Consider the following 22016-nt stretch of genomic DNA (forward strand, 5'->3'; position numbering starts at 1 on the left):
AAACCCTACATGGAAGGTGTTTGCATTACCTTCGGAGAAAGCGATGAAAGAACTAACAGCATTAAAGAAAGTCGCGGAAATGGCGAGATTGGCTGACAGTTACGTCAGTGCATGGGGAGATGAGGCTAAAGTGTCTGATGAGACTCTGCGCCGTTTGCTCGCTTCACTTGGCTACGATACTAGCAGCGATGAAAAACTATTGGCTTCTGCTGAGAAGAAGCATAAGAAAGACGTACTAGCCCCTGTTCTTGTTTTACGCGACGGCGAGCCTGTCGAAGTGGAACTAAACCTAGGTACGAGTGCTCGTGAGAGTGAATTCAGCTGGCGTTTAGAAACAGAGCAAGGAGAGGTACTTGAAGGCTATCTTCAGTCTCAAATTGTTCGTGATGAACGTGCTGAGGGTGGCCCTCTAGTGTTTGCATTGCCAAAGAACTTGGCATGGGGTTATCACAAACTGATCATCAGTCGTAAGCGTCGTAAAACGCCTTATGAAATGTCGCTGATCATCACTCCAAAAGCTTGTTACAAACAAGATGCGCTTAACGAACACAAAAAGCTTTGGGGCCCGAGTATTCAGCTTTACACACTGCGTACTCAGCATAACTGGGGTATCGGTGATTTCGGTGATCTAAAGCAACTGGTTAGTGACATTGCTTCGCGTGGCGGGGACTTCATTGGCCTGAACCCAATTCACTCGTTGTTCCCGGCAAACCCAGAAGGTGCGAGCCCATACAGCCCGTCTTCTCGCCGCTGGTTGAACATCATGTATATTGATGTGGTATCCGTACCGGAATTTGCTCTGAGTGCAGAAGCTCAGCAACAAGTTGGCAGTGCTGAATTCCAGCAGCGCCTGCAAAAAGCTCGTGATTCTCATTGGGTTAATTACACAGAAGTTTCTGCGCTTAAGATGAGCGTGTTACCGCTTCTGTTCAGCGAGTTCAAAGCACGTCATCTGGACAAGAATACTGACCGTGCACGTGCATTCTTAGAATTCGTAGAGAAAGGCGGCGACAGCTTATTACATCAAGCGGCATTTGATGCAATCCATGCCGATCTGCACGCTGAAGACTCAAATATGTGGGGTTGGCCAGCGTTCCCTGAAAAATACCGTACATTTGAGTCGGCAGGAACGCAGAAATACATTAAAGATCAAAAAGACCGCGTTCACCTGTACATGTACTTGCAGTGGATCGCTGATGATCAAATCAAAGAAGCTCAAGTACTTGCAGAAGAAAAAGGCATGTCTGTAGGTCTGTACCGTGACCTTGCAGTAGGCGTAGCGGATTCTGGCAGTGAAACTTGGGCTGACGAAGGCAACCTTGTTCTGGACGCAAGTATTGGTGCGCCACCAGATGTACTGGGCCCACTAGGTCAAAACTGGGGGCTGCCTCCACTAAACCCACAAGTGCTTGAAGCAACGGGTTACGACGCTTACATCCAACTGCTGCGTGCCAACATGAAGCATTGTGGTTCGCTACGTATTGACCATGTACTTGGTTTGCTGCGTCTGTGGTGGATTCCAAAAGGCGAAAAGGCAACAGAAGGGGCTTACCTGTACTACCCAGTAGAAGACATGCTGGCAATCTTAGCGCTTGAGTCACATCGTCATCAATGTTCAGTGATTGGTGAAGACTTAGGTACGGTGCCAGATGAAATCGTTGATATTCTTCGCGATGCTGGTGTGCACTCATACAAAGTGTTTTTCTTTGAAACCTCAAAAGACGACGGCGGCTTCATTTCTCCTAAGCATTATGCTGAGCAATCTATGGCGGCACTGTGTACGCACGATATGCCAACGCTACGCGGTTTCTGGCACTGTGATGACTTGAAAATGGGTCGTGAGATTGGTCTGTACCCAGACGAAGAGCAATTAGAAGGTCTGTTTGCTGATCGCCTGAAGTGCAAGCAAGGCATTCTGGATAGCGTTCGCTGGCATGGTTATCTGCCTGAAGGCATTGGTCATGATGCGCAGTTTGTTCCAATGGATTCGTACTTAAGCGAAGCGCTTCAACTGCATGTTGCAGCAGGTGATTCTGCACTGCTTAGTGTTCAGCTGGAAGACTGGCTAGAGATGGATCAACCGGTCAATATCCCTGGTACTGTTGATGAGTATCCAAACTGGCGTCGTAAGCTGTCGATGAACCTTGATGAAATTTTCAGTCGTGAAGATGTGAATCGAATTGCAAAACGTTTAACGGAAGTCCGCGCTCAGGCAAGCAAGTAAGGACGAATAGAATGAGTGAGAAAGCGAACTGATTATAAATTTGTTTGCTCTTAGGTAAGAAATTTCCATCTACGTCACTCATTCTATAAAAACAATCCGTTAGGATGGAGTACTGTTATTATGCCCGCAATAATAGCGGGCATTTTCGTTTTTTGATGCTGCTTGCAAACATTGACGTTCGAAGCAGTGCTTTTTAGTAAGTTTACAATGTTGGCTGTGCAAGCCAATATTTTCTTAAACTCGGTGTGTTTAAGGTGGATATTGGTTTTAGGGAGAAAGGTTTGAAAAACACGAAAACAAATAAAATAAAGAGAACAAAGAAAAAGTATGAACGTGCCTATGAACTGCTAGCTCAGGCTTCTTACTCGGATCCGTTTGCGACGCTGGGGCCATTTATTGATGATGGTGAAGGTTCCCTAAGAGTCTGGATGCCAGGCGCAGATAAAGTTGAATTATTGGTTGAAGGGGAGCCAAGAGTTGCCCTTGAACGCGAAGGTGAAAGCGGATTTATTCTCAAAGAAAAACGCGATTTACACCTTACACATTACCGCTTAGCTGTAGATTGGAATGGCGTTGAACAAATCATTGACGACCCGTACCAATACCACAATATTTACCAAGAGTACGAACACCTGCACACACCGAAAGACATGTATCACTACATGGGTTCGCACTTTGTCACTCTAGAACGTGGAGGTAAACATATCTCTGGCGTTCGTTTCCTAGTTTATGCACCACATGCGTCAGCCGTGAGTTTGATCGGCGGATTTAACCAGTGGGATGGCCGTCGTCAGCCAATGCAACGCCTCGATTACGGTATTTGGGGCTTGTTCGTTCCTGGCTTAGAAGAAGGCGTACAATACAAATACGAACTAAAAGGTCCACATGGAGAAGGGTTGCCTCATAAGCAAGACCCATGGGGCTTTTATTCAGAGCAGTACCCGTCATTCGCATCCATCACTTACGACCACAACCGTTACCAATGGCAGGATACGCAATGGCAAAGTCGTCCAGTAACGGAAAAGCGCAGTGAAGCGTTGTCTTTCTATGAGCTACACGCTGGCTCCTGGAAACGCAATGAGCAGGGTGAGTTTCTTAACTACCGTGAACTGGCTGAACACTTAGTGCCATATTTGGTCGACATGGAGTACACCCACGTTGAACTGATGCCAGTTTCTGAACATCCATTCTACGGTTCTTGGGGTTACCAGCCAGTGGGGCTGTTTGCTCCAACCAGCCGTTATGGATCGCCAGATGACTTCAAATACTTTGTTGATGCTTGTCACCAGGCGGGTATTGGCGTGGTTCTCGATTGGGTACCAGCGCACTTCCCATCCGATGACCATGGTCTGGCAAACTTCGATGGCACACCTCTGTTCCACGATCCAGACCCACGTCGCGGCTGGCACCAAGACTGGAACTCGTATATCTATGATGTCGGCCGCGAGCACGTCCGTCGCTTCCTAGTCGCGAATGCCTTGTACTGGTTCGAACAATTCCATATCGATGGTATTCGAGTCGATGCTGTTGCGTCCATGATCTACCTTGACTACTCACGCAGTCATGATCAGTGGATTCCGAATGTCGATGGTGGCAACGAAAACTATGAAGCGATTGCGACACTAAAATGGATGAACGAGGAGGTGTACAAACACTTCCCGAATGCTATGACGATTGCTGAAGAGTCGACGGCATTCCCAGGTGTGTCTGCGCCAACATTCATGGGCGGATTGGGCTTCGGATTCAAGTGGAATATGGGTTGGATGCACGACAGTCTTTCTTACATGAAAGAAGATCCTGTTCATCGCAAATACCACCACAATACCATCACGTTCCCGCTTATTTACGCACACAGTGAGAACTATGTATTGTCACTGTCGCACGATGAAGTGGTGTATGGCAAAGCCTCTATCCACAACAAAATGCCTGGTGATGAATGGCAACAAACCGCTAACTTGCGTGCTTACTACGGCCATATGTACGGCCAGCCAGGTAAAAAGCTTAACTTTATGGGCGCAGAATTAGGTCAGACAGCGGAATGGAACCATGATGATCAACTGCAGTGGTTCTTATTGGAGTTTGAACGTCACAAAGGGGTTCAAGATCTGACTCGTGACTTAAACCATCTATACCGAACTGAACCAGCTATGCACGATCAGGATTGTATTCCTGCTGGTTTCGAATGGCGTCTTCAAGATGAAGCGGATGCGAGTATTCTGGCTCATGAGCGTATTAGTGAGGACGGTGAGCGTATTTTGGTTATCACCAACTTTACGCCAGTACCACATGAGAAGTTCCGCTTAGGCGTTCCGTATGAAGGCCGATACGATCTTCTGCTTAACACCGATGACAGCAAATACGGTGGCAGTGGCTTCAAGGTTCACAAGAGTGTTGAAACTGAAGCGATCGAAAGCGAGTCGCTCTCACAATCTCTTGGATTGCGCATCCCACCTTTATCAACGGTGTTCTACAAGCTTGATAAATAAGCGCCACTGAAAACATCAAGCCCGCTTTACAATGTAAATCGGGCTTTTTTTGACCAAACTTTAACCTCAGAAACTTGTTGTTCTTTGCAGAATACGGCAATCTTGCTCGCTTGCTTTTAAAGCGGAGCGTTGTCGGGATACTGAGAATGATCAAAAGGCTAAAGTCATTTCTAATTAAAGTCGTGTTGGTACTGTTGCTTGCCCCTATTGTTATGGTCGGGGCGGTAAAGTTTATCGATCCTCCAATTTGGGGTTGGAAACTCAGTCGCCTTGTCTCACCTCCAACAAACTATCCTGACCACAGTCAGCATGAATGGGTGCCTTTGTCGCAAATCTCCAAAAACATGCAGCTTGCTGTGATTGCAACAGAAGACCAAAAATTCCCGACGCACTATGGCGTCGATTTTGAGTCTCTGTTTAATGTGATAGCGAATGCGGACGAAAATGGCCCATCCCGCGGAGCAAGCACGATTACCCAACAAACCGCCAAGAATGTGTTTTTGTTTCCTGCCCACTCTTATGTGCGTAAGGCCTATGAGCTTTACTTTGCACTGCTGATGGAAGCGATGTGGAGCAAAGAGCGCATTCTGGAAGTCTACCTAAATGTGGTTGAGTTTGGCCCGGGTATCTATGGTACAGAAGCGGCTGCTCAGAACTACTTTGGCGTAAGCTCAGATAGATTGTCGAAGTGGCAAGCGGCGCAATTAGCCGTGGTGTTGCCTAATCCTTATCGTATAAAAGTTTACCCACAAAGCGACTATACACAGCGCCGCACCAGATGGGCGATGAATCAAATGCGAAATCTAGGCAGCGTTCATTTGTAGAAATTTCAAACTACGCCCTGATAAAGCAAAAATGTGAGTTAATCCAAGCTTTAGGGCGTAGTCTATTAGAATGATGTGCTCAAATTTTCATCCATTTACTATTAGTGTGAATAAAACTAATAAATTTGCGTAGGTTACATACGCAATCAATGGATAGAACGATGAAACTGAATCTGATCACGACGACATTATTACTCGCCTCGGCAAGTGCTATTGCTGAACCCAATATCACCATATCTACCACAACGAACAGCCGCGATTTTCCACTCAGTGCCGAGCAACCTTTAGTCGTGCCGCTTACCAAAGACGGCTACACACTAAAAATAACCGGTATTGATGGAAGTTGTACCGCGCCCGACGGACAAAACGTAAAGTTCAATACACCCATTTCACTGAACTGTGGAGAGCCGACAGAACTTGCGCTGAAAATACGTTTTACCGGGGACTACTCGTTTGCCTATGATGAGCAGGCAAAAACGCTTCTGTTTAAGCGAGAACCAAAGAAAGCGGCGAAGACTGAGTTCAAACGCCCGATCCCAAAAGTCCAGTGTGAAGTTTATCAAGGTGGCGAAGTGTCCATTGCATTGGGGGATAGTTTCCCCGATGGAACCAAATTGCGGGATGCTTACTCAGGGCAGGTAGTCGAAGTGAAAAATCAACAAGTCTCTTTGGTGCCAGACCAAGCGTCAGGTGGAATCGTACTTCTTGAGCCGATGAAGAAAACCAAGCAAGCAATACCGTTTGACTACCGAAATGCCAATATCTACTTTGTGATGGTTGATAGATTCAACAACGCAGACAGCAGCAATGACGCTAGCTATGGGCGTAAAAAGGACGGAAAAGAAGAAATCGGTACCTTCCATGGTGGCGACCTCAAAGGAGTGATTGATAAGCTGGACTACATCAAAAGCTTGGGGACAGATGCCATTTGGTTATCGCCGATTGTTGAGCAGGTGCACGGTTTTGTTGGCGGTGGCGACAGTGGCTCGTTCCCATTTTATGCTTATCACGGTTACTGGACGCGTGACTTTACTAAGATCGACGAAAACTTCGGCAGTGAAGCTGACTTAAAGACGCTGGTGGAAGAAGCGCACAAACGCGGGCTAAAAGTGCTGATGGATGCCGTCATCAACCACACCGGTTACTCCACACTTGCCGATTTACAGTTTGATGGTATCGAAGTGCTCAAACCGGGTGCTGATTTGCCAGAAAAATGGGCGAACTGGCAACCAAAGAGTGGTGAAAACTGGCACAGCTACCACCATTATATTGATTACCAAAGTCCGAACTGGGCTAACTGGTGGGGTGGTGATTGGGTAAGAGCAGGTTTACCGGGCTATCCTGAGCCGGGCAGCAGCGATATCACTATGTCGCTCGCTGGGTTGCCGGACTTTGTCACCGAATCTGATAAAGCGGTAACACCACCTAAGTGGCTGCTAGACAATCCGGGTACGCGTGTTAAGGCGCGAGACAATTTCACCGTGTCGGATTATTTAATTGAATGGCAAACGGATTGGGTGAAGCGCTTTGGCATTGATGGATATCGCGTCGACACCGTAAAACACGTCGAAGGTGACGTTTGGAAACGCCTGAAGCAAGAAGCCTCTCAAAGCTTAGAACAGTGGCGTAAAGAAAACGGTAAATCAGGTCAACCGTTTTGGATGATGGGCGAAGTATGGGGACACACCGCATATCGCAGCCCTTACTTTGACGATGGTTTCGATGCGCTGATCAACTTTGATATGCAGAAGAAACTTGATAAAGGCGCAGCCTGTTTTAGCCAAATGGCTGAAACCTACCAAAGCTATGCCGATACCATCGCTAACGAGAAAGACTTTAACCCGGTCAGCTATATGTCCTCTCACGACACCGAGCTATTCTTCTCACGCTTTAAAGACTACGCCATGCAGCGTAACGCAGCGAATGCGCTGTTGTTAAGCCCTGGCGCTGTACAGGTCTATTATGGCGATGAAGTGGGGCGTAACATTGGCCCATATGCAGACGACTTCCACCAAGGGACTCGTTCTGACATGGTCTGGAAGCTGACTGACGAGAAACAATCGTTGCTGAAACATTGGCAGACTCTAGGACAGTTCCGAAAAGCACACCCTGCGATTGGAGCGGGTAAGCATCACGTAATCGCTCAGGAAGGAGCGTATGTCTTCTCTCGAACTCTTGCTGGTGACAAGGTAGTGGTTGCGTTTGTCGGTCGAGATAGGTAATTCACAAGCGATCAATAAATAGTTAAAAGCCCTTCTTTGCAAAGAAGGGCTTTTTATTTCAAATTCTGGATCTAATTTACCAATAAGTTAATGCCAAATTAAAAACTGCAAAACTCATCGTCATGTATTTTAAAGTTTAAATTGTAATCAAATATTAAAATAAAATATGGTTAATTAATATTTAATCAGCTCGTTACTCTTATTGATATTAATCATATTTATCACTCATTGTTCAGGTAAACATATGTATCAAATTCCACATGTTTAGGTAACGTTATGAAAACCCCTGTTCAAACTGAGCGAAAGGTGACGCTTGGGTGCTATCTTGCACTCGCGTTTGCTATCGTATTTTTCTCTGGTATGTTGAAATCAAACCAATGGTATGGCGTGTTTGACTTCACCACATTAAATGGCTCTTTCGGTAAGGTGGCGTCTGGTGTCACTGAAACGGCCGACGGTGTAAAAGTTACGACAACAACGCTTCGCGGTTCAGGCGGTAGCGGTGCTCGAGATGGCTTTATTTTTGCGCTTACTCTTATCCCAACGGTGATGTTTGCTTTAGGCATGATCAATGTTCTTGAGCATTGCGGTGCACTAGATGCGGCGCGCAAACTGCTGACTCCTCTACTACGCCCAATGGTAGGCATTCCGGGCAACTCTGGTCTAGCCCTTATTGCTTCACTTCAAAGTACCGATGCTGGCGCAGCGATGACGCGTCAACTTAAAGATGAAGGTCATCTTACCAAACGTGAAACCGATGTCTTTACTATGTTCCAGTTCACTGCAGGTGCAACCATCGTTAACTTCTTCTCATCAGGTGCCGTGCTATTTACTTTGACCATGGCCGATGGCTCTTTGGCTGTAACGTCTTCTATCGGCTTGGCGGTTGTGGTCATGTTTGCGTTTAAGATTATTGGCGCAAACTTATTCCGCATCTACTTAAACATCACAGAAGGTAAAGAAGACAAACAAGAGCAAAACAAAACTGAGAACTTGAAAGAGGAGATCGCGTAATGGGTGACGTAAAAGCAAGCAAGCCTATGGTGACAGATATTTTCGTTGAAGGTGCAAAGAAAGGTTGGGTGATCGCGACGACTTCGACGGTACCAAACGTTCTTATGGCATTTGTAATTATCAAAGCACTTCAGATCACCGGCGCACTGGATCTCATGGGTACTGTCTTCTCTCCGGTGATGGCGATATTTGGTTTGCCAGGTGAAGCGGCTGCCGTACTTATTGGCGCTTGGATGTCAATGGGTGGCGCTGTGGGTGTGGTTATCACGCTGTTTGACCAAGGGATTCTTAATGGCACCCACATCGCGATTCTTGCGCCTGCAATCTACCTGATGGGCTCGCAGGTTCAATACATGGGACGGATTATGGGTCCTATTGGCACTGAAGGTCGTTACATTCCAATCATGATTGCTATCTCAGTGATGAACGCATTTGGCGCAATGTTGGTCATGAACCTGTTTGTTTAGGAGTAAAACATGCAGTTTTCTCTCAATGAATACCTTGAAGAGTTACGCCCATTAATTAACGTCGATTGCGGAACTTACACTACCGATGGTATTGAATTTGTTGCTTCTCAGTTTGAAGCAAAGTTTCATGCGATGTTGGGTTGGAGTGTTAAGCGAGTTGATTGCGGCAGAGCAGGGATAGGGTTAGAAATTCGTAACATGCCTGAGGCAGAACAGATCGATGTGATGCTGATTGGCCATTTAGATACGGTTTTTCCTGTAGGGACGGCAGAGCAGCGTCCGATGTCTGTGGATGAAGATAAAGCGTACGGTCCGGGTGTGTCGGACATGAAGTCTGGTTTGCTAAACATCGTTTATGCAATGCGAAATCTGGATACAGCGGTATTAGAAAAGCTGTCGATTTGTATTTGCATGAATCCGGATGAAGAGACGGGCTCACTTTATTCAGTCGATTGGATTCAGTCAGTAGCAAAAAGTGCCAAGAATGTGCTGGTCGCAGAAGCTGCACGTGCAGACGGTGGTTTGGTGAAAGCACGCAAAGGTATGGCGCGTTACAAAATATCCTTCAATGGTGTAGCTGCTCACGCGGGTAACGAGCCAGAGAATGGCCGTAGTGCGATTACCGAAATGGCCAATTGGATTCTTGCAGTTAACGGCATGACCAACTTTATCTCGGGCACGACGTTAAATGTGGGTATTGTGTCGGGTGGTAACGGGGCAAATATAGTACCTGCTCAGGCTGAAGCGATCGTCGATGTACGCTTCTGGAGCAACGTAGAGTACGATGATGTCGATACCAAGCTGCTCTGTTTAGCTAAAACTCCGTTTGTTGATGGGGTGAGCATTCAGTTAGATCGAGAAGCGTATAAACCGTCGATGTTACCGAATGTACAAACCGAAGGTTTAATGGCATTGGTTGAAGAGGCTGCCAGTGAGGTTGCAATTGATATCAATTGGAAAGAAGTAGGTGGTGGCTCTGATGCGAACAATACCGCTATTCTGGGCGTTCCGACATTAGATGGTCTTGGCCCCGTCGGAGCTGGCTTCCACGGAGAGCAGGAATATTTACTTCTAGAGTCTGTCGAGCCACGCATCAAGATGCTGATGCGTGTACTAGAGAAGATAGCTAAATAAAACGTTCGTTCTCGGCCAAATAGCTTTCAATCCCCAAACCAAAGTTTGGGGATTTTTTATTTTCCTTTAAACCGGTTACTTACGATGATCTCTGTTGTTAATCCTGTGTTCAGGTTCTGGCTCTTAGTATTAGCGCCAGAGTCACAACTACCGGAGGCAACGATGACTACAGCCATGTCTTTAAAGTCGGCGCCTAATGACGCCGTTGAAGAAACACTAAAAGCGCCAGATGAGAAAACGTTTTGGCGCAAGATGAAAAACTCGGTCAGAAAAGCGGGTGAAGAGCTTGCTGTGATGGGAATTAAATCCTGGCTCGCGATGACAGACGCCAATACCTCTGTTCGCCATAAAGCGATTCTAGGTGGGGCATTAGCGTATTTCGTTCTCCCAACGGATATGGTGCCCGATGTGCTGGCTGGTGTTGGATTCACTGATGATATGGCAGCGCTTACATTGGCGGCGAATACGGTTGGCAACGCTATTACGCCAGAGCATGAAGAACAAGCCAGAGCGAAACTGAATTCAATGGCTACTGACTAAAAGCCTTTAAGATTGCTTAATAAACCTTTCTCAATGAACAAAGCCCCGATGTTTCCATCGGGGCTTTGTTTTAGACAGGATAACCGTAAACGGTTTAAGCGTCAGCGCGTTTAAGATGCACTTCTTCTTCGGCTGCGCCGGCCATCGGATCGTTGAAGCGAGCTTCATCCAATGCACCTTCTGATTTAGCAACAATAACCGTTACTGCGCTATCACCAGTAATGTTTACTGCGGTACGAATCATATCCAGTAGACGGTCAACCCCCATAATCAGAGCGATACCTTCCAGAGGCAAGCCTACTTGGTTTAGTACCATCGCTAGCATGACAAGGCCAACACCAGGAACACCAGCAGTACCGATAGATGCCAGAGTAGCCGTCATGATAACCATCAGGTAGTCACCCATGGTTAAATCAATGTTGAATGCCTGTGCGATAAACGCGGTAGCGACACCTTGCATGATCGCCGTTCCGTCCATGTTCACGGTTGCACCAAGTGGTACAGTGAACGAAGACACACGGTTTTCTACGCCCATGCGGTGTTTTGCTGTTTCCATAGTAACCGGAATGGTTGCGTTTGATGATGCAGTAGAGAACGCAAACATCACAGCATCTTCCATTTTACGCAGGAAGGTAATTGGGCTAAGACCAGTAAACCCTTTTAACATTAGGCTGTACGTTACCAGACCGTGTAGCAGCAGTGTGCCAGCTAGAACGATAAAGTACTCGGCAAGGTTTAGGATTGCACCCAAGCCCAAACCAGTAAACAGCTTCGCCATCAGGAAGAACACACCAAATGGTGCCAGGTTCATCAAAATAGCAACTAGCTTCATGATCACTTCATTCAAGTCTGAGAAGAATGCAGCGATACGCTCGCCTGGTTTACCAGCAGCACTGATCGCGATACCAAATAAAACGGCAAACACGATAACTTGAAGTGTTTTACCTTCAGCCATTGCACTGATTGGATTAGTCGGGAACATATCAATGATCACCTGACCCAAAGACGGTGCTTCTGCTGACTTAAATGAGCTTACCGCAGTAAGATCAGCGCCAGCGCCTGGCTGGAACACGGTGCCCATAGTCAGAGCAAGTGTGATAGCGACAGCCGTTGTTGCAATGTATAAAGCTAGGGTTTTACCACCCATGCGACCTAAAGTAGATAGGTCTTTAAGAGAGCTAGTACCACAAACGAGTGATACAAATACCAAAGGTACTACTAGCATCTTCAAGCTGGCGACAAAGATCTGTCCACCAACTTCAAATAGTCCATTAACAATGTATGCGTCGACAAATCCGTTGTCAGCAAAAAGTGTGCGAATTGCAAATCCTGTCAAGATACCCGCCACCATACCGAAAATAACACGGCTGGTAAGCGACATCGGTTTCTTGGTATTCATGAGAACACTCCTTATAGTTATGCACTCTGAGTTCACTTCAAAGTGGCGTGCAGGTTAGCAGCGGAGTGAAAAAACACGAAAGAAAAAACCTAATCTTGGTCGGTAGATGTGACCACGGTCACCATAAAAAATATTATTTTAACAGTTATTTAACTTTAATGCTGGTTGTAATGGCTGTTTTTTAACACTTTTATCGAGTATAAAACTAATGTTCACCTATTGTTACACTTTGGTGTTCTATGTTTTGGTTGCATATTGAACTCGTGATTATTCACCCCTGGTTAATGTGGGACTAAATATGCAACTGAAACTTGCTTATATAATGCGCATTAGTAGTCGATAATTAGAGCAATACATTTATCTCACTATTCGCATCGCTCTGTTATCTTTAGCCACTAAGTTGGTAAATTCAGCGCCGTATCAACATTGAACATGGGACAGGCTAGATAGCTGCAGATGATCCCACTCCCAACGGCTTTTGTTGTTGTTTGGAATTCCACCAACCCAATATTGTTGCTCAAATTTAACATTACCGTTTAAGCACTGTATTCCATGCTCGGTTATACACACTTGTTGCTCCCACCAGTTTTTTTCTAACGAGTCTACTGTTATCAGTGGTTTCCCATTGGTTGCTAAAGGAAGGACCAGTGCGTAGAACATCACATCACCCAGGTAGGGCAAAGGTTCGCTCTGCTGATAAAGCTGAAACCACTTACTCACTGAAATCGCGTTGTTTTGTTCCTTTAGTGCATCGAGTGCGAGACGCTGAGTGAAGCTCAACCCTGATATTGAATGGGGGAGCTCGCGCAAATGCCGTATAAGAACCGCACTCATATTTGGCAAGCAATCCAACTCATGTTGTTCTAATAGAGAGACAATAGAATCTGGCGTTTCTTCTGTGAGAGCTTGCCAACACCGACTGGCCTGGCTCATTAATCTTGCGTTTATCGGCTTGCGATCATGCCAGCATGAACGAATCGCCTCTGCGGGTAATTGTCCAAAACCGATAAAACGTTCTGTACCGGGGAATTGGTTCAATTCAATGATCTCAATGACTTTAGCTTTTACGTTCTCAAGATAAGTCAGGCAACGGATCAACATAAGTTGATCATAGCTATCATGCTCCACCCAAAATACGATGCGCTCAAACTTATCGTCTAGCAGAGTCTCTACGTTACGCTGCTCTTGCTGAGCGATGTTTTGAACAGATTCTTTATGCCCCATAACGGGCAGCAGCGTATCAACAACGAACTGAGCGCGTATGGCTAAAAATGATTGCTCAGCTTTAGGAATAGGGCCCATGCATAGTGGATCAATCATTGGGAGAAACTGGCCTTCAAAGCCGCTCTCTTTAAGTTTTTCCTGAATATCATGCCCACAACGAACATGGAGCGTACTCAGGCCACTGTCTAACGCTTTTTCTCGTTTAGCGATAGCGTTCTTATGCGATTCTAAACGTTCCACGTGAGCTTTTAGTTTGTTCCAACTCGCTAAGCCGAGCTCTCTTGCTAAAGCATGTTGAACATCAGCAAGCTGAATAGATTCAAAAGATAGAGTGTCGGGTTGGGAGTGAAACTGTTTAACGAGATCAAGCGTATTGAAGTCACGTTGACGAATTGCCTTTAAACGCTTTTTAGCAATGATTTTTTGCTGATTGAGATTAATTGAGAAGCTGTTGTGAGGTTGCATTTTTCACCTTTCTTATTCTCTTCCACACTCGCCTGAACAGAAGCTTTAAGAAGGTAAAAACAGAGTGTACCTGCTGGAAATGCAGGGAAGCCAAATTGCCGTGAACCGAGTTCTTTCCGCGAGTGTTGGGTGCTTTAGGCGTGAGCTCGTTTATCATAGGCGACGGCTGAATGACTGGCAACCGAAAATCAGGGTTCAGAGAAGGAATAGTTAATAAAAACAAAGCCCCACCTCGATTGGCAGGGCTATCCTGGGCTATCGTTCAATACTATCTAGCGCTTTGCTAATCCTTTGCCATTTAAATAAGGTAGAATATGCGGGCGAGACTCTCCGGCTAATTTTGTTGTCACTTCCTCAGACCAGGTGCTTTGCTTTTGATTACTTGAACGTGTGGCGTAGTAATCGTGCATGGTTTGGTCGTAAGCTTTTATGTCTTCAATATTTAAAGCTTGGTACTGATTTTCGTGTACGATCACTTTTGCTGGTAAGCGAGGTTTAACTTCTGGGTCTTGCTCTGGATGGCCAAGACACATACCAAACAAAATGGCAGTATTGGCAGGTAAGCCGAGCAACTCATCAACACCTTGGGCATTATTTCTCAAGCCACCAATGTATACGCCACCCAATCCCATCGATTCTGCTGCCAACAGACAGTTTTGCGCCATGATGCCGGAATCAACGGCACCAATGAGTGTTAACTCGGTAAAATCTGCTTGTACTTGAGGATTGATAGCCGAGTGACGCTGATAATCAATGCAGAACACTAAAAACTCTGCCGCACTCGCAACGTAAGCTTGGTTACCTGCGTATTGCGCTAATTGAGCGCGTTTTTCTGGATCAGTGACTCGGATGATGGAAACGACTTGCAGCATACTGGAAGAAGACGCGGCTAGGCCAGCTTGAATAATCGTGTCCAGTTGAGTTTTATCTATTGGTTGCGGGCTGAATTTTCTAATCGAGCGGTGGCTCATTATAGTTTCAATCGTACTGTTCATGATGCTTTAACATCCTTTGTTATTGTTTTCATATTTCGTGGAACTCACCTTATCGGCATTTGGTGGCTGGGTAAACTTTCTCCAAAGAAAAAAGCTAAAAAGAAAAGCTCAAACGAAAAAAGTGTGCCTTAAACCATAAGTTTTACTAGAGAAAGCCAGTAATCAGGCACGCTCTAAGATATGAGTATATACTGTCTTAAAATCAATGAATTACATGCGGTAAAAAGATGAAAGAACTGATCGTTCACACAGTAACGGTATTTATGGGTTTCTTCGCCATCATGAACCCTATCGCGAATATTCCCATATTCTTGAGCTTAACTGCGGATGAAGATAAAGAGACGGTTCGCTCCATAGCACTGCGTTCGGTGTTTATTGCTTTTATCATCGTTGCGGTGTTTTCAATTGCCGGAAAACTGATTTTCGATTTATTTGGGATTACGCTTTATGCGCTGCGTATTACTGGCGGCATTCTGGTCTTTTTGATTGGTTACAACATGCTACAAGGTGATACTACTCACCAAAAGACCAAGGAAAAGGCTTACTCACCTGCCCAGCAACAAGCGGCGTTAAGTATCGCGGTTTCCCCTCTCGCGATGCCAATATTGGCTGGCCCTGGCACTATCGCAACGGCGATGAACTTTGCGACCGCTGGTGGGTTTGATCAAACAATCATTACCATCGTTTCTTTTGCTGTGCTCTGTATTATCACGTACATCTTGTTTTTATTTGGCGATAGATTAGTGAAAGCCGTTGGTCCTAGTGCGCTCAATGTTGTGACCAAAATGATGGGGCTGATATTGGCGGTCATCGGCACTCAAATGCTCATTGATGGGGCTGCTGAAGCGTATAAGAACGTTTTCTCTTAATCCTACTAGGCTTATGTAAGGTGTAGGCATGGTCACAGGTTGTACTCTGTAGCGAAATCTTACTTGAGTATAGGAATCACCTATCTAAATAATAAGAATAACCAATTGTTTCTATTGCCTTACTTTCAATACTATTTTTAAACACAGTATTGGGGAGGAAACATGGTAAAAAAAGCAATTGTGGTTGAAGGTGGTGCGATGCGAGGCGTCTTCGCTAGTGGCGTGCTAGATGCGTTCATGGAGCAAAATTATAAGCCGTTTGATTTTGCAATTGGTGTGTCAGCAGGTGCATCGAATTTGATTGGTTACTTAACTGATTACCCACATCGCAGCATTAATATCATCACCAAGCTTGCAACCTGTAAACGTTTCTTCGATCCAACCCGCTTTATAAAGGGCGGTGACCTTATTGACGTTAAATGGTTATTTGAAGAATCTAACCGTTTATATCCAGTCGATGAAAAGAAGTTGTTTGATGGTATTCCATTTTTTGCGACCACAACCAATGTTGATACAGGTAAGGCAGACTATTATCGAGTCAATCGCGATAACTTCCATCACGCGCTAGAAGCGACGACTGCTTTGCCTATCGCATACAAACATACCCCTTGCTTTTCTGGTGGCTGTTACACCGATGGAGGCGTGGCGGATTCAATTCCGGTTCGCGAAGCCTACCGAAGAGGCGCGAGAGACATTACTGTGGTGTTATCCCACCCGTTGAATTACTCGAAGAAGCCAGCCAAAACAACCTGGCTCACTAAGAAGCTGTTTGCCGAGCATCCTAAAATGGTCGAAGCAATGTTGCACCGAACAGAGAACTATAACGAATCGTTGGCGTTTATTCGTAACCCGCCGGAAGACGCGCGTATCCGCGTTATTGCTCCGCCTGATAATTTTCATGTACAGCGTTTATCAATGCGTCAGTCTGTGTTGCTTGAAGGTTATGAGATGGGGCTTGCAGAGGGCAGAGCACACCTGAAAAATCTTGCTGGTGCTCATGGTCTAGATCGAGAGAATTGTCACTTCTGTATTTAGCGCAGCGACGCTTAACCTTTCGTCACTCGTTAATATGTAAATCGGCGAACCATGGTATATGGTTCGCCAATAAGCGTTAGGCTTGTTTACGCTGTGCTTCTTTTTGAGCAATCTTAGCCGCACGTCGCTCTTCACGTTGCTTCGCGCTTTCACCGCCAACGTGCTGTTCACCACGTTGATCCGCTAAAGAAATCTGCTTTTCACGTTCGCGGAATCGAGCAATCTGCTCTTCTGAATGCGTACCGTGACATTTAGGGCAGCTTACGCCTTGCTCGTAAAGGTCTGACTGTTTGTCTTCTTCTGTGATTGGCAGGCGACAAGCATTACATAAGTCGTAGTCCGCTTTCTCTAGCTGGTGGTTTACAGCAACACGACCATCGAATACGTAGCAATCACCTTCCCACATGCTCTCTTCTTGTGGCACTTCTTCCAGATATTTTAGGATGCCGCCTTCAAGGTGATAAACTTCGTCAAAGCCTTGCTCTTTCATGTACGCTGTTGATTTCTCACAACGGATACCACCAGTACAGAACATTGCCACTTTCTTATGCTTGGCCGGATCCATATTTTCTTTCACGTAGTCTGGAAATTCACGGAAAGTTTCAGTGTTCGGGTTTACCGCACCTTTAAAAGTACCGATTTCGATTTCGTAATCATTACGCGTATCAACAACAAACACTTCTGGATCCGCAATAAGATCGTTCCAGTCTTTTGGTTTCACATAAGTGCCAACCACATGACGAGGATCGATACCTTCTACACCTAAAGTTACGATCTCTTTCTTGAGTTTTACTTTAGTGCGGTTAAAAGGCTGTGTTTCAGCAAGCGACTCTTTATAAACAGTGCCCGCAAGACGTGGCTCTGTATTTAGCCATTCAAGCAGGGTATCAATACCCGCGCGGTCCGCAGCAACGGTACCGTTGATACCTTCACTTGCCAGCAGAAGGGTGCCACGAATCTGGTGCTTTTCCATCAGTGCAAGCAATGGTTCGCGTAGCTCTTGATAGTTACCTAGTTCCACAAACTTGTACAGCGCACAGACAACATACTGACTCATGAGATTTCCTTTAAAAAAACAGGCTTTAATAAAACAAGTGGTCGACGACCATTAAATTATAACGGCCCGGAGTATACCCGACTAAAACGGTCAGGTATACAGGTAAACCCGTCGGACATGAAACATGAATGTCGATTGGTTAGTGACAAAATGAGGATGCAGAATGGATAGCTACTTCCCCGCAAACCTTGTAGGTCTTCAAACTATCAACAAAAATCTAAGTGAATTGACGAGGTTAACCTCGACAGGTTTGTGTGAAATTTGTACGTTTAATTGGTTGAGTGCTCGTTACTCGTAAATGCACTCAGCTCAGTACAGCAAGATAAAAACAAAAATTAATTCAACGGAATGGTTAGTAAGACATGCAGCAGTTTCATATCAGGCGACTCAGAGAAGAGGATATCCCGCTTCTCAAACTTCTTTTAGTTGAGCTCGATACTTCTCACTATCAAGCTGAGCCCGACTTTTATCGTTCACCACAAGAAATGGCTGAGATTAGGGATAGCCGTAATATCTTTGAAAAATACTTCGATGGCAGTATCACTGCATTTATAGCTTGTTCAAATCGAAACATTGTGGGGTTTATTTCGGGAACCACTCGTGAAGTTAACTCCATCATTTCACCAGAGAAATACGTTGGCTTTATAAACGAGCTTGTTGTTGCGGAAAGCCATCGAAACTTGGGAATAGGCTTATCGTTAATGGATAGAATTGAAAGTGCGCTTTGCAGCTTGGGCGTAGAGGAAATCGGATTGTCCGTTGGTTCTTTTAACCACGAAGGCGAAGATTTTTATCATAAGATGGGCTATCGAGTGATCACTAAGTCCATGATAAAAAGGATCAAAGATTAATCGACTGGCGTGATACTCGGTATTGGATAGCAAAACGCCTTTTCATGGTGAAAAGGCGTTGGTATGCAGAAGTGGTGTCTTATTAAACCAAAGTCGCCGCAGTCTGGTTACCCATCGCAATTAAGGTATCCAGAATGCGTTCGCCGTCAGCACGCAGACCATTGTGTTCATATTCGTTGGTGATCCACGCTTTTGAATTCGGCATAGACGCTAATGTTTCTCGGCTGATGTCCATTTCCACAAACATATCGTCGGCGTAAACCGCGCAGCTTACCGGAACTTTGTTCAACGCCAGTTGGTTTTGGTCATAAAGGGGTGACCAGTCCTCTTTGCTTGCCAGCATTTCAGCTGCTTCTTTCAGTGGCTTTAGGTTGGTGTATTGGTCAAACATCCATGGGAAAACCATTTCCCCGGTAAAGTAGAAAGGTTGGCCTTTTTCATAGTTAAACGCCGGGTTTGACTGACGTACTCGGTGTGCACTCCAATTTGAAGCAAAGCCCTGGCAGTATATAGACTCGTGCAAAATGGCGTAAATAGGGTTGGTTTGGAAGTTTTGCTGAGCCAGCATGTCACTTAAAAACTCGTAACGAAGCTGCGTTTTTCCGTTTACTTCTATGAGTGCGCTTTCCAGCCAGTAATACGTTGGCAAGAAGGTATCGCTGACCCCAAAATTAATCCCAATCTGTTGGAATTGCTCAACGGTAAAGCGTTGCCCGTTTGGCAGAAACTCTTCATTTTCTAACAGGTGATCAGCAATGGTCTGGCAAAGTTGCTGCGCTTTAGGAAATTGCTGGAAGAACGCCTGATTCTTATCCATTGTACGTTTAAACGTTGCTTTATACACATCGTCGGGATGACGTGAAACAGACGGCACGCCACCAGTAATGTAGCTTCGGGTCAGGCTTTCAGGGAACAACGACAAATACGTCAGAGAGCAAAAACCACCGAAGCTTTGGCCTAAAATCGCCCACTTTTCTACACCAAATTGCTGACGTATAAATTCAGCATCGCGAACAATATTGTCTGCTCGGAAATGGCTCAGGTATTCTGCCTGCTGAAGTGGCGTCATGTGCGTCAGCGTTTGGTGGTTGATCACCGAACTGTTTCCGGTGCCGCGCTGGTCGAGCAGTAATACTCGGTACTCTTGAAGTGCTCGTTTTATCCAGCCGTTATGGCCATTTTGACGTGGAGAAGGGAAGCCAGGACCACCTTGAAAGTACACAAGCCATGGTTTGGTTGAGTCTTCGTCTCCCACTAAACATACCGAACGGGCAAAGACTTCAATAGTGCCTTTGCTCTCTTCCTGATAATTCAAAGGGACATTAAATGTGTGGGGAGTGTAGTGCAATCCTGCGTCGATAAATGATAGAGCATTCATTGTTTTATTTATATCCTTGTTGGGTTCGGCATCTAGTAGACCTTACGCTCGCTACTTTACTTCGAAATCAGGGTTTAACCAAGAATCCGAAGTAGAGCAAGTCACATCTAAGCCGTTTAATCTCTTTTGTAAAATCAACGTAAGTTCAAGAAAATGAAACGATTAGCGACTGGTGCAACTGGTTGAATGAGCTATGCTCATTAGAGCGACGACAAAGTGAGTGTGAATTGTGGAGGATGTTGAATGAAAGTGTCACTGGCTCAATGGATTATCGTGACTTGTTTAGTTAGCGTGCCCGCTTTTGCGGTGGTCACGCCAAGCCCACCTGAGTTACAGGCGAAAGGGTACGTGTTAATGGACTTTCAGTCGGGAGCCATTATCGCAGAACAGAACGGGAGAGCCGGATTAGCCCCTGCCAGTTTAACCAAACTCATGACGGCTTATGTCGTGGGTCAGGAAATCAAAGCAGGTCGATTAAATTGGGATGATTTAGTGACTGTCAGCGAAAATGCGTGGTCAGAAAAATTCCCCGGTTCCTCCAAAATGTTCATCAAACCGAAAGATGAAATCAGCGTTGCGAACTTGATGCGCGGTGTCATTATCCAATCGGGAAATGATGCATGTGTCGCTCTGGCGGAACATGTGGCAGGCAGTGAACATGGATTTGTGGCGTTGATGAATGGCTGGGCCGAAAAGCTCGGGCTTCAAGACACTTACTTTGTGAACTCTCATGGGCTGGATAGTGAAGGCATCCAAACTTCTCCTTTGGATATGGCGACGTTGATGAAATCGATCATCAATGACGTACCTGATGTGTATGCGCTGTACAACGAAAAGGTGTTTAAGTGGAACGATATTACCCAATACAACCGTAATAAGTTGTTGTGGGATAAGTCTATTAAAGTGGACGGTGGCAAAACAGGTTACACCAGCAATGCGGGATATAGTCTCGTCAGTTCAGCGACTGAAGGTAAAATGCGTCTGATATCTGTCGTGATGGGAACACCTAGCGCGCAAGCACGCATCAGTCAGTCTAAAAACTTGCTCAGCTATGGTTTCCGTTTTTATGACACTAAGAAGGTGGCTACACAGGGACAGGTGGAATCAAAGGTTAAGGTCTGGAAAGGCAAGGTGAGTGAAATAGAAGCGAGCTTCCCGCAAGATGCCTATTTGACCCTACCTCGCAGTATGACAGCTGGCTTAGATAAGAGTGTCGAAATGAAAGAACCTTTAATGGCACCGATTGAGCAAGGGGAAGTGGTTGGTAAAGTCGTGTGGAAAAATGACGATGAAACCGTCGCCAGCTATCCTCTGGTCAGCAATCAAGCGGTTGAACCCGCGTCATGGATTGGCCAAATCTGGGACAGCATCGTTTTATGGGTGAAATCGTTTTTTTAACCCCGACTCAGGTTAACTGACTAAACGATGAATCGAATAACAGCCCGTTTACCTTCGGGCTGTTTTTATTCTGATGTAAATAACAGTTGGGAATCAGGTTTGTTTCAGTTAGATTAGCCCGCCAAATCGCCCTATAAATTGTTGGATTGAAATCATGAGCAACGAACAACCGAATAACCCTCTGCACGGGTTGAGTTTAGAAAAAATCGTCACCCGTTTGGTTGAGCACTTTGGGTGGAATGGTATGTATGAACGTGTTCGTGTTAACTGTTTTAAAAAAGACCCGTCTATTAAATCGTCGTTAAAGTTTCTTCGTAAGACGCAATGGGCACGAGATAAAGTTGAAGCGCTGTACATCGAAACTTTCTGTTAAGTTGTTGAAAAAGCAATTATTCCCGAAAGCACGACTGTGTGCCGCCGGGAATTTAAACTCG

At 45.5% G+C, this 22016-nt stretch carries 18 protein-coding genes; 13 read left to right on the forward strand and 5 right to left on the reverse strand.

Features of this window, described 5'->3' with window-relative positions; all coding sequences use genetic code 11:
• The first annotated feature begins 43 nt into the window (after window positions 1-43).
• The 8 genes from malQ (at window position 44) to VER99_RS19280 (ending at window position 10911) form a co-directional block, all read left to right on the forward strand.
• Window positions 44-2224: a 4-alpha-glucanotransferase gene (gene malQ, locus VER99_RS19245; RefSeq protein ID WP_020333474.1), complete on the forward strand. Its 2181-nt coding sequence runs from the start codon at window positions 44-46 to the stop codon at window positions 2222-2224.
• 281 nt (window positions 2225-2505) lie between these two features.
• Window positions 2506-4710: a 1,4-alpha-glucan branching protein GlgB gene (glgB, locus tag VER99_RS19250; RefSeq protein WP_020333473.1), complete on the forward strand. Its 2205-nt coding sequence runs from the start codon at window positions 2506-2508 to the stop codon at window positions 4708-4710.
• A gap of 146 nt (window positions 4711-4856) precedes the next feature.
• Window positions 4857-5534: a monofunctional biosynthetic peptidoglycan transglycosylase gene (gene mtgA, locus VER99_RS19255; protein ID WP_014234984.1), complete on the forward strand. Its 678-nt coding sequence runs from the start codon at window positions 4857-4859 to the stop codon at window positions 5532-5534.
• Window positions 5535-5695: 161 nt separating this feature from the next.
• Entirely contained in the window at window positions 5696-7756 is a 2061-nt protein-coding gene (locus tag VER99_RS19260; RefSeq protein ID WP_020333472.1) for an alpha-amylase, read from the forward strand.
• A 276-nt stretch (window positions 7757-8032) separates the two neighbouring features.
• On the forward strand, window positions 8033-8770 hold the full coding sequence (locus tag VER99_RS19265; protein ID WP_020333471.1) for a nucleoside recognition domain-containing protein: 738 nt from the start codon (window positions 8033-8035) through the stop codon (window positions 8768-8770).
• Entirely contained in the window at window positions 8770-9237 is a 468-nt protein-coding gene (locus tag VER99_RS19270; RefSeq protein WP_020333469.1) for a YjiG family protein, read from the forward strand. The genes VER99_RS19265 and VER99_RS19270 overlap by 1 nt, the downstream gene beginning before the upstream one ends.
• Window positions 9238-9246: 9 nt before the next feature.
• On the forward strand, window positions 9247-10371 hold the full coding sequence (locus tag VER99_RS19275) for a M20 family metallopeptidase (RefSeq protein ID WP_020333467.1): 1125 nt from the start codon (window positions 9247-9249) through the stop codon (window positions 10369-10371).
• 162 nt (window positions 10372-10533) lie between these two features.
• On the forward strand, window positions 10534-10911 hold the full coding sequence (locus VER99_RS19280) for a YkvA family protein (protein ID WP_020333466.1): 378 nt from the start codon (window positions 10534-10536) through the stop codon (window positions 10909-10911).
• Between the two features lie 94 nt (window positions 10912-11005).
• Here the strand turns inward: VER99_RS19280 and VER99_RS19285 are convergent, their stop codons facing one another.
• From VER99_RS19285 to nfsA, 3 genes are all read right to left on the reverse strand, one after another.
• Entirely contained in the window at window positions 11006-12310 is a 1305-nt protein-coding gene (locus VER99_RS19285) for a dicarboxylate/amino acid:cation symporter (RefSeq protein WP_014234981.1), read from the reverse strand.
• Between the two features lie 420 nt (window positions 12311-12730).
• Window positions 12731-13999 (reverse strand): DUF1835 domain-containing protein, encoded by a 1269-nt coding sequence (locus VER99_RS19290; protein ID WP_020333465.1) that lies wholly within the window; start codon window positions 13997-13999, stop codon window positions 12731-12733.
• 272 nt (window positions 14000-14271) lie between these two features.
• Window positions 14272-14994: an oxygen-insensitive NADPH nitroreductase gene (nfsA, locus tag VER99_RS19295; protein WP_020333464.1), complete on the reverse strand. Its 723-nt coding sequence runs from the start codon at window positions 14992-14994 to the stop codon at window positions 14272-14274.
• Window positions 14995-15221: 227 nt separating this feature from the next.
• On the opposite strand from nfsA, the gene VER99_RS19300 reads away from it, so the two are divergent.
• Both VER99_RS19300 and VER99_RS19305 read left to right on the forward strand, forming a co-directional pair.
• Window positions 15222-15863, forward strand: a complete 642-nt coding sequence (locus VER99_RS19300) for a MarC family protein (protein ID WP_014234978.1) — start codon at window positions 15222-15224, stop codon at window positions 15861-15863.
• A gap of 162 nt (window positions 15864-16025) precedes the next feature.
• A complete protein-coding gene (locus VER99_RS19305; RefSeq protein ID WP_014234977.1) occupies window positions 16026-16898 on the forward strand; it encodes a patatin-like phospholipase family protein in 873 nt (290 codons plus the stop codon).
• A 76-nt stretch (window positions 16899-16974) separates the two neighbouring features.
• Here VER99_RS19305 and trhO read toward each other — a convergent pair whose 3' ends face one another.
• Complete coding sequence (gene trhO, locus VER99_RS19310) at window positions 16975-17955, reverse strand: oxygen-dependent tRNA uridine(34) hydroxylase TrhO (protein WP_020333463.1); 981 nt, start codon at window positions 17953-17955, stop codon at window positions 16975-16977.
• Between the two features lie 362 nt (window positions 17956-18317).
• Here trhO and VER99_RS19315 point away from each other — a divergent pair, with 362 nt between their 5' ends.
• Window positions 18318-18806 (forward strand): GNAT family N-acetyltransferase, encoded by a 489-nt coding sequence (locus tag VER99_RS19315; RefSeq protein WP_020333462.1) that lies wholly within the window; start codon window positions 18318-18320, stop codon window positions 18804-18806.
• An 82-nt stretch (window positions 18807-18888) separates the two neighbouring features.
• Here the strand turns inward: VER99_RS19315 and VER99_RS19320 are convergent, their stop codons facing one another.
• The gene (locus VER99_RS19320) at window positions 18889-20184 is read right to left on the reverse strand and encodes an alpha/beta fold hydrolase (RefSeq protein ID WP_020333461.1); all 1296 of its coding nucleotides are present in this window, start codon (window positions 20182-20184) and stop codon (window positions 18889-18891) included.
• Between the two features lie 243 nt (window positions 20185-20427).
• On the opposite strand from VER99_RS19320, the gene VER99_RS19325 reads away from it, so the two are divergent.
• Window positions 20428-21582 (forward strand): D-alanyl-D-alanine carboxypeptidase family protein, encoded by a 1155-nt coding sequence (locus tag VER99_RS19325; protein WP_020333460.1) that lies wholly within the window; start codon window positions 20428-20430, stop codon window positions 21580-21582.
• Between the two features lie 154 nt (window positions 21583-21736).
• The gene (locus VER99_RS19330; protein ID WP_014234972.1) at window positions 21737-21955 is read left to right on the forward strand and encodes a VF530 family protein; all 219 of its coding nucleotides are present in this window, start codon (window positions 21737-21739) and stop codon (window positions 21953-21955) included.
• The last annotated feature ends 61 nt before the right edge of the window (window positions 21956-22016 follow it).

The organism is Vibrio natriegens NBRC 15636 = ATCC 14048 = DSM 759, assembly GCF_035621455.1.
Lineage (GTDB): Bacteria > Pseudomonadota > Gammaproteobacteria > Enterobacterales > Vibrionaceae > Vibrio > Vibrio natriegens.

What these genes read in the sequence shown, in the direction of transcription:
- malQ (WP_020333474.1), top strand. Translation starts at nt 44, where the DNA reads ATGAAAGAACTAACAGCATTAAAGAAAGTCGCGGAAATGGCGAGATTG.
- mtgA (WP_014234984.1), top strand. Translation starts at nt 4,857, where the DNA reads ATGATCAAAAGGCTAAAGTCATTTCTAATTAAAGTCGTGTTGGTACTG.
- VER99_RS19260 (WP_020333472.1), top strand. Translation starts at nt 5,696, where the DNA reads ATGAAACTGAATCTGATCACGACGACATTATTACTCGCCTCGGCAAGT.
- VER99_RS19265 (WP_020333471.1), top strand. Translation starts at nt 8,033, where the DNA reads ATGAAAACCCCTGTTCAAACTGAGCGAAAGGTGACGCTTGGGTGCTAT.
- VER99_RS19270 (WP_020333469.1), top strand. Translation starts at nt 8,770, where the DNA reads ATGGGTGACGTAAAAGCAAGCAAGCCTATGGTGACAGATATTTTCGTT.
- VER99_RS19275 (WP_020333467.1), top strand. Translation starts at nt 9,247, where the DNA reads ATGCAGTTTTCTCTCAATGAATACCTTGAAGAGTTACGCCCATTAATT.
- VER99_RS19280 (WP_020333466.1), top strand. Translation starts at nt 10,534, where the DNA reads ATGACTACAGCCATGTCTTTAAAGTCGGCGCCTAATGACGCCGTTGAA.
- VER99_RS19285 (WP_014234981.1), bottom strand. Translation starts at nt 12,310, where the DNA reads ATGAATACCAAGAAACCGATGTCGCTTACCAGCCGTGTTATTTTCGGT.
- VER99_RS19290 (WP_020333465.1), bottom strand. Translation starts at nt 13,999, where the DNA reads ATGCAACCTCACAACAGCTTCTCAATTAATCTCAATCAGCAAAAAATC.
- nfsA (WP_020333464.1), bottom strand. Translation starts at nt 14,994, where the DNA reads ATGAACAGTACGATTGAAACTATAATGAGCCACCGCTCGATTAGAAAA.
- VER99_RS19300 (WP_014234978.1), top strand. Translation starts at nt 15,222, where the DNA reads ATGAAAGAACTGATCGTTCACACAGTAACGGTATTTATGGGTTTCTTC.
- VER99_RS19305 (WP_014234977.1), top strand. Translation starts at nt 16,026, where the DNA reads ATGGTAAAAAAAGCAATTGTGGTTGAAGGTGGTGCGATGCGAGGCGTC.
- trhO (WP_020333463.1), bottom strand. Translation starts at nt 17,955, where the DNA reads ATGAGTCAGTATGTTGTCTGTGCGCTGTACAAGTTTGTGGAACTAGGT.
- VER99_RS19315 (WP_020333462.1), top strand. Translation starts at nt 18,318, where the DNA reads ATGCAGCAGTTTCATATCAGGCGACTCAGAGAAGAGGATATCCCGCTT.
- VER99_RS19320 (WP_020333461.1), bottom strand. Translation starts at nt 20,184, where the DNA reads ATGAATGCTCTATCATTTATCGACGCAGGATTGCACTACACTCCCCAC.
- VER99_RS19325 (WP_020333460.1), top strand. Translation starts at nt 20,428, where the DNA reads ATGAAAGTGTCACTGGCTCAATGGATTATCGTGACTTGTTTAGTTAGC.
- VER99_RS19330 (WP_014234972.1), top strand. Translation starts at nt 21,737, where the DNA reads ATGAGCAACGAACAACCGAATAACCCTCTGCACGGGTTGAGTTTAGAA.